Annotated in this window: 10 protein-coding genes and 2 rRNA genes; 4 read left to right on the top strand and 8 right to left on the bottom strand. The window is 70.9% G+C overall.

Annotated features, from left to right (window positions below; genetic code table 11):
* Together BLT97_RS31800 and rrf are read left to right on the top strand one after the other, a co-directional pair.
* Positions 1–143 (top strand): 23S ribosomal RNA (locus BLT97_RS31800); the annotation flags it as partial.
* 86 nt (positions 144–229) lie between these two features.
* Positions 230–346: ribosomal RNA gene (gene rrf / locus BLT97_RS31795) — 5S ribosomal RNA — on the top strand.
* 61 nt (positions 347–407) lie between these two features.
* Here rrf and BLT97_RS31790 read toward each other — a convergent pair.
* From BLT97_RS31790 to BLT97_RS31775, 4 genes are read right to left on the bottom strand one after another with little or no spacing between them, the layout of a single operon-like run.
* Positions 408–1076 carry a response regulator gene (locus BLT97_RS31790; RefSeq protein WP_093616453.1) on the bottom strand — a complete coding sequence of 223 codons (669 nt, stop codon included), beginning with the start codon at positions 1074–1076 and terminating at the stop codon, positions 408–410.
* Entirely contained in the window at positions 1073–2320 is a 1248-nt protein-coding gene (locus BLT97_RS31785) for a sensor histidine kinase (RefSeq protein WP_093616451.1), read from the bottom strand. Before BLT97_RS31785 ends, BLT97_RS31790 begins: the two co-directional genes overlap by 4 nt.
* Before the next feature lie 59 nt (positions 2321–2379).
* Positions 2380–3183, bottom strand: coding sequence for an ABC transporter permease (locus tag BLT97_RS31780; RefSeq protein WP_093616449.1), 804 nt, complete (start codon positions 3181–3183; stop codon positions 2380–2382).
* Positions 3180–4175, bottom strand: a complete 996-nt coding sequence (locus BLT97_RS31775; RefSeq protein ID WP_093616447.1) for an ABC transporter ATP-binding protein — start codon at positions 4173–4175, stop codon at positions 3180–3182. The genes BLT97_RS31780 and BLT97_RS31775 overlap by 4 nt, the downstream gene beginning before the upstream one ends.
* Positions 4176–4320: 145 nt before the next feature.
* On the opposite strand from BLT97_RS31775, the gene BLT97_RS31770 reads away from it, so the two are divergent.
* Complete coding sequence (locus BLT97_RS31770) at positions 4321–4887, top strand: GNAT family N-acetyltransferase (RefSeq protein ID WP_245769654.1); 567 nt, start codon at positions 4321–4323, stop codon at positions 4885–4887.
* A gap of 6 nt (positions 4888–4893) precedes the next feature.
* Here the strand turns inward: BLT97_RS31770 and BLT97_RS31765 are convergent, their stop codons facing one another.
* Positions 4894–5508, bottom strand: a complete 615-nt coding sequence (locus BLT97_RS31765; RefSeq protein WP_093616445.1) for an NADPH-dependent FMN reductase — start codon at positions 5506–5508, stop codon at positions 4894–4896.
* Between the two features lie 58 nt (positions 5509–5566).
* Complete coding sequence (locus tag BLT97_RS31760) at positions 5567–7114, bottom strand: MFS transporter (protein ID WP_093616443.1); 1548 nt, start codon at positions 7112–7114, stop codon at positions 5567–5569.
* Positions 7115–7192: 78 nt separating this feature from the next.
* On the opposite strand from BLT97_RS31760, the gene BLT97_RS31755 reads away from it, so the two are divergent.
* Positions 7193–7834 carry a TetR/AcrR family transcriptional regulator gene (locus tag BLT97_RS31755; RefSeq protein ID WP_093616441.1) on the top strand — a complete coding sequence of 214 codons (642 nt, stop codon included), beginning with the start codon at positions 7193–7195 and terminating at the stop codon, positions 7832–7834.
* A 22-nt stretch (positions 7835–7856) separates the two neighbouring features.
* Here BLT97_RS31755 and BLT97_RS31750 read toward each other — a convergent pair whose 3' ends face one another.
* A complete protein-coding gene (locus BLT97_RS31750) occupies positions 7857–9449 on the bottom strand; it encodes a type IV secretory system conjugative DNA transfer family protein (RefSeq protein WP_245769653.1) in 1593 nt (530 codons plus the stop codon).
* A gap of 1 nt (position 9450) precedes the next feature.
* On the bottom strand, positions 9451–10869 hold the full coding sequence (locus BLT97_RS31745; protein ID WP_093616439.1) for an ATP-binding protein: 1419 nt from the start codon (positions 10867–10869) through the stop codon (positions 9451–9453).
* Positions 10870–10884: the final 15 nt, after the last annotated feature.

Raw genomic sequence — 10884 nt, 5'->3', positions numbered from 1 at the left:
AGCGGGAAGCCTGCTTCGAGATGAGTATTCCCACCCCCTCGAGGGGTTAAGGCTCCCAGTAGACGACTGGGTTGATAGGCCGGATGTGGAAGCCCTGTAAGGGGTGGAGCTGACCGGTACTAATAGGCCGAGGGCTTGTCCTCAGTTGCTCGCGTCCACTGTGTTGGTTCTGAAACCACGAACAACCCCGTTGTGCCACACGACGGTGCGGTTGTCAGTTTCATAGTGTTTCGGTGGTCATAGCGTGAGGGAAACGCCCGGTTACATTCCGAACCCGGAAGCTAAGCCTCACAGCGCCGATGGTACTGCAGGGGGGACCCTGTGGGAGAGTAGGACGCCGCCGAACTAAATGTGAGAGAAAACCCCCGAGTCATCGACTCGGGGGTTTTCTTGTTTTCCGGGCGGTTTCACGACGGCTTCACCAGGCGAGTGTCGTACGCCAGGATCACCGCCTGGACGCGGTCCCTCGCGCCCGTCTTCGCGAGGATGCGGCCCACGTGCGTCTTCACCGTGGATTCCGCGAGGTGGAAGCGTTCCGCGATCTCCGCATTCGTCCAGCCCTGGCCGATGACCGTGAGGATCTCCCGTTCGCGCTCGGTGAGTTGGGAGATCCGGGAGTCCTGGGCGGTGGCCTCCGTGTCCCCGGGGGCCGGGAGGCGGTCGGCGTACGCGTCCAGGAGGCGGCGGGTGAGGCTGGGGGCGACCACGGCGTCTCCGGAGGCCACCGCCCGGATGCCGGCGAGGAGTTCCTCGGGTTGGGCGTCCTTGACGAGGAAGCCTGAGGCGCCCGCCCGTAGACCTGCGTACGCGTACTCGTCGAGGTCGAACGTCGTGAGGATCAGGACGCGGGTGCGGTCGCCGGCGGCGACGATGCGGCGGGTGGCCTCGATGCCGTCGAGGCCCGGCATGCGGATGTCCATCAGGGCGACGTCCGGGCGGAGTTCGGAGACCAGGCGGACCGCTTCGGCGCCGTTGGCCGCCTCGCCCGCGACCGTCAGATCGTCCTGGCTCTCCAGGAGCATGCGGAAGCCGAAGCGCTGCATGGGCTGGTCGTCGACGATGAGGACGGTGGTCACGGGGCGGTGCCTTCCGGGAGCGGGACACGGAGTCGGACCCGCCAGCCGCCGGCCGGGTGGGGTCCGGCCTCAAGTGTGCCCTGGTAGAGGGCAGTTCGCTCGCGCATGCCCGCGAGACCGCGGCCGCCCTCGCGCGCCGGGCCCCCCTGTCCGGTGTCCGTGACCGTGACGGTCAGGGCGTCGGTCCCGTAGGAGACGAGGACGTCGGCGGCTGCCGAAGGGCCCGCGTGTTTCAGGGTGTTGGTGAGGGCTTCCTGGATGACGCGGTAGAGGGTGAGTTCGAGGCCTGGGGGGAGTGGGACCGGCTCGCCTTCGATCGTCGTATCGACCGGGAGGCCGGCCGCGCGGACGCCCGCGATCAGGGAGTCGAGGTCGGAGAGTGCGGGGGCCGGGGCGAGGTCGGCCGACGGGGACTCCTCGCGCAGTACGTCCAGCAGGCGGCGCAGTTCCGTGAGGGCCTGGCGGCTGGTGGTGCCGATGGCCTCCAGGGCCTGGACGGCACGGTCGGGGTTCTTCTTCGCCGCGTAGGCGCCGCCGTCGGCGAGACCGGTGATGACGGAGAGGTTGTGGCCGATGATGTCGTGCATCTCGCGGGCGATCCGGGCGCGTTCGGCGGCGGCCGCCAGCTGGGCCTGCTGGTCGCGTTCGATCTCCAGGCGGCGGGCGCGGTCCACGAGTGAGGCGAGGTGCTCCATGCGGGAGCGGACCGCGATGCCCAGCAGGGCCGTGAGGGAGAACCCCCAGACCGCGGGGCCGAAGGCGGCGTCCCAGGCGGCGAGCGGGTAGCGCAGGGCGCCGGGGATCAAGGGCAGCGTCACGACGAGGAACGCCGGGACGAGCTGCTTGAGGGGCCGGTGGACGGCGAGGCTGAACACCGGGATCAGGGAAGCCAGATGGGCTTGGAGGATGGCTCCGGTCCACGCGTTGAGGAAGGCGAAGGGGACCATCGCGAGGAGCACGCCCAGGGGGTGGCGGCGGCGCCACAGGAGCGGAAGCGTGAAGCCGATGCTCATGACGAGCAGCTGCCAGTCCGGCACGTCCAGGTTCTGGGCGAGGCGCCGCCAGCCGCTGCTCGCGTAGTCGGTGAGGGCGGCGGTCATCCAGAAGAGGGTGACCGCCACGTCCCATACGTACGGGCGTCGTCGGTCGAAGGCGCGGGCCGCCTGCAGCAGGTGCTGCAGGCGGCCGGTCACCGCGCCGGGGGGTCCGGTCCGCTGGTCTGTCACGCGGTCATCCTCTGTCATCCGTTGCCGTCGAGGCCCCTTGTCGGCTGGGCTCGCGTCGTTCGCGTACGTCCTCGGTCTCAGACATCCCGGCGCTTGAGCAGCAGCCCGGCCACCGCCACCGTCCCGAAGGCCCACAGGCCCAGGGCGAGCAGCGAGGCGGCGGGGGAGGGGGCGCCGGCGCCGGCGACGGCGTCGAGGGCGGAGATGTTGCCCGCGGCCTGGGCCGGGAAGTACTCCATGGCGGTGTCCACGGCGTCCACGGGGATCATGCTGATGACCTCGGGCAGGATCATGATCCCGCCGACGTACGCGCCGATCGCGCCGGCCACCGAGCGCAGCAGGGCGCCGAGTGCGAGGGCGAAGACGCTGAGGGCGGTGAGGGAGGCGGCCGTGCCCAGGACGGCGCCGAGCACGCCCGGGTCCGTGAGGGCCGCCTCCTGGTCGGTGCCGGTCAGGAAGCTCTGCGCGAGTGGGTAGCCGATGAGGCAGGTCGCGAGGGTGAGCGGGAAGACCGTGGCGGTCAGGACGCCGGTCTTCGCCCACAGGACGGGCACGCGGCGCGGTACGGCGGTGAGCGTGGCGCGGATCATGCCGCTGGTGTACTCGCCCGCGGTGCACAGGACGCCGAGCACGGGCAGGGAGATCATCGCGATCTGGGTGCCGGCCAGGCCGATCTGGATCGGGTCGACGAACTCGCGGCTTCCGTCTTCGTAGTTGGCGGCGACGAGGAGGCCGACGCCGACCATCGCCACGGCCGAGAACAGCAGCGTGATCCAGGTGGAGCGGACCGACCACAGCTTGTGCCATTCGGAGCGCAGGACCCGGGCGGGGGTCACGGCATAGGAGCGGGGGCTCGTGACGGCGTGCGTGGGCGTGCTCATGCGGAGGTTCCTTCCAGGGCGGTGGCCTGAGCCGAGGTCTGTGCGCCGGTCTGCGTCGACGTCCGTGCGGTGGCCTGCGCCGGTGTGCGTACGGTGGCCTGGTATTCGACGGCGTCGCGGGTCAGGTCCATGAAGGCCTGCTCCAACGAGGCGGTGTGCGGGGTGAGTTCGACCAGCGGGATCCCGTGGGCGGCGGCGGTGCGGCCGATGTGGGCGCTGTCGCAGCCTCGCACGGTCAGCGTGCCGGGACTGTCGCCGGTGACCGTCACGGAGGGGCCGGTGAGCAGGGCGGCGAGTTCGGCGGCCGACGGGGTGACGACCTTGACGGCTCCGGCGCCCGCCTCCCGTACGAAGGCGTCCACGGTCGTGTCCGCGAGGAGCCGGCCCTTGCCGATGATGACCAGGTGGTCGGCCGTCAGGGCCATCTCGCTCATCAGGTGCGAGGACACCAGGACCGTACGGCCTTCCGCGGCAAGGGACTTGAGGAGGTTGCGGATCCACAGCACGCCCTCGGGGTCGAGGCCGTTCACCGGCTCGTCGAGGATCACCGTGGCCGGGTCGCCGAGCAGGGCGGCCGCGATGCCCAGGCGCTGGCCCATGCCGAGCGAGAAGCCCTTGACGCGGCGGCGGGCCACCTCGGTGAGGCCCGCGAGGTCGAGGACGTGGTCGACGCGGGAGCGCGGGATGCCGTGCGTGAGGGCGAGCGCGGTGAGGTGGGCGTGGGCGGTGCGGCCCGGGTGCACCGAGCGTGCCTCCAGGAGCGCGCCGACCTCGGTGAGGGGCGCGGGGTGCGCGGCGTAGGGGCGGCCGCCGATGGTGGCGGTGCCGCGGGTCGGGGCGTCGAGGCCGAGCAGCATCCGCATGGTGGTGGACTTGCCGGCGCCATTGGGGCCGAGGAATCCGGTGACGGTGCCGGGGTGCACCTCGAAGCTCAGGTCGTCGACGACGGTCTTGTCGCCGTACTTCTTCGTGAGTCCGCTCGCTCGCATCATGTCTTCGACGCTACGGAGCGCGCGGGGTCGTTCCGTCGGACCACGGGCGGCAGTGGCGGGCGGGCTGTAGTACCTGGGTACGACCCGGGGCGGTACCGGAGGATATCGCTTGCGCCCGGCGCTGACCTGCGGCGACGATCGCTGCATGGATGACGACGAGCGCAGCATGCAGTACGAGATACGTCCCGTGCGGGCCGAGGAGTGGCAGCAGGTCAAGGAGCTGCGGCTGCTCGCGCTCCAGGACCCCGCCGCGCCCATCGCCTTTCTCGAGACCTACGAGGCCGCGGTGCAGCGGCCCGACTCCTTCTGGCAGGAGCGTGCGGCGGGCAGTTCCCACGGCACGCAGGCGCGGCAGTTCGTGGCCGTCGCGGCGGACGGTACCTGGGTCGGGGCGACCGTGGCGATCGTGGAGCGGGCGGGGAGCAAGGACTTCTTGGGCGCCGAACTGCCAGTGACCGGTACGCACTTCGTGGGCGTGTACGTACACCCCGACCACCGGGGCAGGGGGCTGATCCAGGGCCTGTTCGCCGCCGCGGCCGAGTGGTCCTGGTCGGTGGAGGGGGTGGAGCGGGCCCGGCTCTTCGTCCACCAGGACAACCACCGGGCGCAGGCCGCGTACAAGAAGATCGGGTTCGAACGCAGCGGAGGGGTCGTCCCGTTGGAGGCCGACCCCTCGAAGCTGGAGTACGAGATGGTGCTCGACAAGCCGTAAACGCGGTCAGTTGTACGGGCGTTCCGCGCGGCCCGCGCGGAGCGTCCGGGCCCACCAGTCCAGCTGGTCCAGCATGGTCTTGGCGGCGCCCGCCGCGCCCTGCGGGTCGTGTGCCTTGCCGTCCTCACCGAAGTGGTCCCAGGCCTGGTGGAAGCTGACGCCGTCGCGGATGGTGACGCAGTGCACCTCGGCGAAGACCTGGCGCAGGTGCTCCACCGCGCGCAGGCCGCCCGAGACGCCGCCGTAGGAGACGAAGCCGACCGGCTTGGCGTTCCACTCGGTGCGGTGCAGGTCGATGAAGTGCTTCAGGTGGGCCGGGTAGCTGTGGTTGTACTCGGGGGTGACCACCACGTACGCGTCGGCTGCCTCGATGCGCGCGGCGAGTTCGGCCAGGGCCGGGGTGCGCTCGGTGCCCCAGTCGGGGTGGCAGGCGGGCAGCTCCAGGCCGGCCACGTCGATCACGTCGAGTTCGGCGGCCGCGTGCTGCTCGGCGAGCGCGGTGAACCACTGGCCGACCGTGGGGCCGAAGCGGCCGTCGCGGGTGGAGCCGATGATCACGGCGAGGCGGTAGGGCTTGGGGGACGAGGGCGAGGAGGGCGCGGCGGGCGGCGTGGTGGACATGGCAAGGGCTCCTTGAGCTCAAATGTGTTCGGTATGCGGGCAGTTGGGGCGAGGGGTATCAGCGAGTCTGCAGCGTTGTGGCTTTCGACGGCGGTGCCGGGTCGGTCTTCGTAAGGTCGGCCGTTACCGCCGGGTTCGTGGCCGGCCCGCTGTCGGGGCGCGGCCGGGACAGCGCCCACACCACCACCGCCAGTACGGCGACCAGACCCGCCACCGCCCAGATGCCGAGCCGCAGCGCCTCGCTGAACTGCCCGGCCTGTACGGGGCTTTGGGGCACTCCCGACGAGATCCGCCCGGCGGCCTCGGCCGAACCGGTCCGCGCGGTGAGCAGTGCGAGCAGCAGGGTGCCGAAGAGGGTGAGCATCACCGCGGCCGTACCGCCGCGCACGGTGGTGAGGAAACCGGAGGCCATGCCCGTACGGGAGGGCTCGACCAGGGCCAGTGCCTGGGCGTCGACCAGGCCGAGCGAGAGCCCGCTGCCGGCGCCGATGAGCAGGACCGGGGCGGCGAGGGCCGCGGTGGAGATGCCGGCGTGCAGCACGGTCCCCAGCCAGAGGTTGCCGGAGACGATCAGGAGCAGCGAGGTCAGGAGCAGGGTGCGGGCCTGCAGGCCGCGGTTGACGAGCCGGCCGCCGAGCTGGGGCAGCACGGCCATCGGGACGCTCAGGAAGAGCAGGACGAGTCCGGCCTCCCGTGCGCTGTAGCCGCTGGTGCCTTGCAAGTACGTGGGCAGGAAGACCATCACGGCCGTGGACCCCGTGCCCAGGGCGAAGGTGCCGAGGGGCCAGGCGAGGAAGCGTCGGTTGCGGGTGAGGGCGAGGTCGAGGATCGGGTGCCCGCCGCGGGCGGAGATCCGCCGCTCGATCCGTACGAACGACACCAGCAGGCCGAGACCGAGGGCGAGCGGCAGCAGGGTCGACGGGGTGAGCCAGCCGTCCTTGGAGCCCTGGGTGATCGCGAACAGGGTGAGCGCGAGACCGGCGATGAACGTGACCGCGCCCGCCTTGTCGACCTTGGGGCGCGCCTCGGCCCGTACGTCGGGCAGGGCCGTCGAGCCGAGGAGGATCACGGCGCCCGCGGCGGCGAACACCAGGAAGGTGGTGCGCCAGCCGAGTCCGTCCACGATCGCGCCGGAGACGGTCGGGCCGAGCGAGAGGCCCACGGACGCCGTGGTGCCGCCGAGCGCGAACGCCTTGGTGCGCGCGGCCCCTTCGAAGGTCGAGGCGAGCAGGGCGGTGCCGGTGGCCATCACCCCGGCAGCGCCGACGCCCACCAGGATGCGGGCGAGGTCGAGCAGCAGGATGTTCTGGCTGGTGGCGGAGAGGACGGTGGCCGCCGTGTAGACGAGGGCGCCCAGCGAGAACAGCCGGCGCCGGCCGAAGAGGTCGCCGAGCGAACCGGCGACCAGCATGAAGGAGGAGGCGGCCAGGAAGTAGCCGGTGACGACCCAGTTGAGGGCCGCTCCGCTCGCGTCGAGGTCGGCGCCGATGTCGGGCAGGGCCACGGTGGTGCCGGACATGGCCATCGGGAGGGTGAAGAGGCCGAGGAGGACTACGGCCAGAGTCGTCTTGCCCCTGTGCGCCGGGGTGTGCGCTGCGGTTGGCATGCCGATAAGCTACAACGAACGTTGTAGTGATTACAACGGTCATTGTAATTTTTGGCTCGACCTAGGTTGAGGTTTCGTATGGCGGAAAAGCCTCTGCGCAAGGGGATGTTGGAGAAGCGGCAGGCCATCCTGAAGGGTGCCCGGACGGTGTTCGGGCGCGAGGGCTACACGCGGGCGAGCATCGACGCGATCGCGGCCGAGGCCGGGGTGTCGAGCCGGACGCTCTACAACCACTTCGGGGACAAGGAGGGGCTGTTCCGGGCGGTGCTCCTGGACAGCTCGGCCGCCGTGACGGCGGCCCAACAGGAGGTGCTCGCACGGCACTTCCACAAATTCCGCGACCCCGAGGCCGATCTCGTAGACCTGGCATTGGAATGGGTCGGTGGCGCCGAGGCCCACCCCGAGCACTTCGCCCTCGTACGGCAGATCATTCCGGAGGCCGGGCGGCTGCCCGCGGACGTCCTCAAGGAGTGGCAGCGCATCGGGCCGCAGGCGACCAGGGAGGCCCTGAAGGGGCATCTCCTGGAGGCCGGGCGTGCGGGGCTCCTCGCGGTGGACGAGGGGAACGCGGACCGGGCGGTGCGGCACTTCGTCCTGTTCACCGGCGGGGCCGTGACGTCCGAGTCGTACCAGGGCGCGCTGCCGCTGGAGCCCGAGCGGCTCGACTTGCTCGTACGCGAAGGGGTGGAGCTCTTTCTGAAGCTGTACGGGAAGGCGTGAGCGTGGGGGTGAAGTCCCCGGACTACACCGGCAGTTCGGCGCCGGGCCAACGGGAGCGGCCCTGCTCGCGGGAACGGAGCAGGGCCAGGGTCACCAGACCCAGGTGCTCCGTGCCGGCGTCGAGCAGCTCCGGGAGCTGGGGAAGCGGAGCGACCGCCGCGACGTCGTCCAGGACCAGGGTCAGTGGTGGGTCGAGGCGACCGGCGGATGACCGTTCGGCCATGCGCCGGCCGCGCTCGACCACGCTCGAAACGAGTGCGGTGAGCAAAGGCATGGCACCGGGCTGCGTCCGTGGATCCTCGATGGCTTCACCCACCACGTAAAGGGTGCCCCCTTCGTCCACGAAGGAATCCAAGGTGAGTGCATCAGTTCGGTTGGGTGTGCAGGCCTCGCGGATGTGGATCGAGAAGAGCGAGGACAGGGCGCGGGCCGTCAACTCCTGTGCCATGTCCCGGCGTTCGGGGTGCGCGGTGAGCTCGGCCTCGAGTTCGCCGGCGGATCCGGCGGCGGCTTTCGGGTGCGTACGGAGGGTGCGGACGGCCTCCTGCACCTGGCTGCCCTGGGCCCAGCGGTGCACGTGCTTGACGCCGCGGTTGTCCACGGCGGCGGCGTGCAGATAGCTGCGCAGCAGGGTCTCCGCGGTGGCGGCCGTGGCGGCGTCGAGCTTGGCGGTGGGGCGGACCGGGGCGAGCAGGGCCTCGGCGCGCTGCCGTGCGGTCTCCTTGTCCTCGCAGCCGGCTGCGGGGTTCCAGTGCATGCGGGCCGGGGTGTCGCAGAGGTGGCCCGGGTCGTACAGGAGGACCGGGCCGAGCTTGGACCGGGCGTCCTTGGTGTCCTCCCAGACGGTGGGGTCGCTGGTGACGATGAGGGCGGGGCCCTCGGCGTCTTGGATCGCCTGCACGGCGAGGGGCTTTCGGGTGCGAGGGTCACCCAGGACCAGTCGTTGCGGTTGCCGCTGTGCGGGGAGCGGGTGGCGTTCCTCCGGAACGGGGGCGCTGGGTGCCTCCGGCACCCGCTCGACCGGTGCCTCCGGCACCACGGGCAACGGCGCCTCCGGCGCCACGCGCTGCTCCGCGACTCCGTCGCGGGGAGGAGAAGGGGACCAGTCCCGCTCCTCCACCTCCCTGTCCCGCGGAGGAGAAGTGGACCAGTCCCGCTTCTCCGTATCCCCGTCACGGGAAGGAGAAGCGGACGAAGCGGAGGCAGTGGAGGAAGCCCGGACAGCCCGCCACCGCGCCCAAGTCCCCATCACGAACACCGTCAGGACCACCAGGACCATCGCCTGGCCGATCACCAGGCCCCAGAACAGCCCGTATCCGGAGAGCTCCGCGGCCGGTGTGGAGGGCCACGCGCCCGCCACGTCGTGCGGAGCGGACACCAAGTGCCTTATCGCCTGCGGGGTCCGCCCGAAGGTGACCCCGGACGGCCAGGCGCCGTGCGCGAACAGTCCCGCGAGCCCGGTCGCCGTCCACACGAGCACCGACAGGCCGAGGACGAACGCGAGCACGCCCACGAGCAGCCCGTCCGGAATGCCACCGGACCCGCCGGAGCCGCCGGGCCCACCCGGGCCTCTTCCGGGGTCGCGGGGGTACCCCCGCTCATGCTCGTACCGCATCTCACGCCACCGTGGATTCCGAGGACGAACCCATCTGCTGCTCCATGTACAACGCCCGCTCCTCCGCCTCCCGTTCGGCGGCGAGCAGTTCTTCCGAGGCCGCGGCCATCGACTCGGCGGCCGACTCCGTCATGGCGCGGTCGGTGTACACCAGCGGCCGCTCCATCTCCGTGATGAGGTGCTTCACGACCTGCACATTGCCGTTGACGTCCCAGACCGCGATGCCCGGGGTCAGCGTGGGGATGATCTCCACCGCCCAGCGCGGCAGGCCGAGCACCTTGCCCGTGGCCCGCGCCTCGTCCGCCTTCTGGGCGTAGATCGTGCGCGTGGAGGCCATCTTGAGGATCGCCGCGGCCTCCTTCGCCGCCGCTCCGTCCACCACGTCCGACAGGTGGTGCACCACTGCCACGAAGGACAGGCCGAGGCGCCGGCCGAACTTGAGCAGGCGCTGGAAGAGCTGGGCCACGAACGGAGAGTTGATGATGTGCCACGCCTCTTCCACCAGGAAGATGCGCTTCTTGCGGTCCGGCCTGATCCACGTGTGCTCCAGCCACACGCCGACGATCGCCATGAGGATCGGCATGGCGATGGAGTTGCGGTCGATGTGCGAGAGGTCGAAGACGATCAGGGGTGCGTCGAGGTCGATGCCGACCGTCGTCGGGCCGTCGAACATGCCGCGCAGGTCACCGTCGACCAGACGGTCGAGGACGAGCGCGACGTCCAGACCCCAGGCCCGTACGTCCTCCAACGCCACGTTCATCGCCTCGGCCGACTCCGGCTCCGGGTGGCGCAGTTGCTCCACGATGTCGGAGAGCACCGGCTGGCGCTCGACGATCGTCTCGTTGACGTAGGCGTGCGCGACCTTGAGCGCGAAGCCCGAGCGCTCGTCGAGGCCGTGCCCCATCGCCACCTCGATGATGGTGCGGAGCAGCGCGAGCTGGCCGGTCGAGGTGATGGAGGGGTCGAGCGGGTTGAGCCGGATCCCGGTGTCGAGGGCGACCGTCGGGTCCAGGCGGATCGGCGTTATGCCCAGCTCCTGGGCGATGAGGTTCCACTCGCCCACCCCGTCCTCGCCCTGCGCGTCGAGCACGACCACCTGGCGGTCGCGGAACCTCAACTGCCGCAGTACGTACGTCTTCTCCAGCGCCGACTTGCCGTTGCCGGACTCGCCGAGCACCAGCCAGTGCGGCGCCGGGAGCTGCTGCCCGTACAGCTGGAAGGGGTCGTAGATGTAGCCCTTGCCGCTGTAGACCTCGCGGCCGATGATCACGCCGGAGTCGCCGAGGCCGGGAGCGGCCGTGGGCAGGTAGACGGCCTGCGCCTGGCCCGTGGAGGTGCGCACGGGCAGGCGCGTGGTCTCCACCTTCCCGAACAGGAAGGAGGTGAATGCGTCCGTGATCGCTGTCAGCGGATCTCGCATGAGCTGGCCCCTTAC

The sequence above is a fragment of the Streptomyces indicus genome, assembly GCF_900100315.1.
GTDB classification, from domain to species: domain Bacteria; phylum Actinomycetota; class Actinomycetes; order Streptomycetales; family Streptomycetaceae; genus Streptomyces; species Streptomyces indicus.
Note: the sequence above shows the minus strand (reverse complement) of the source record. Positions and strands in the feature narration are given on the sequence as shown.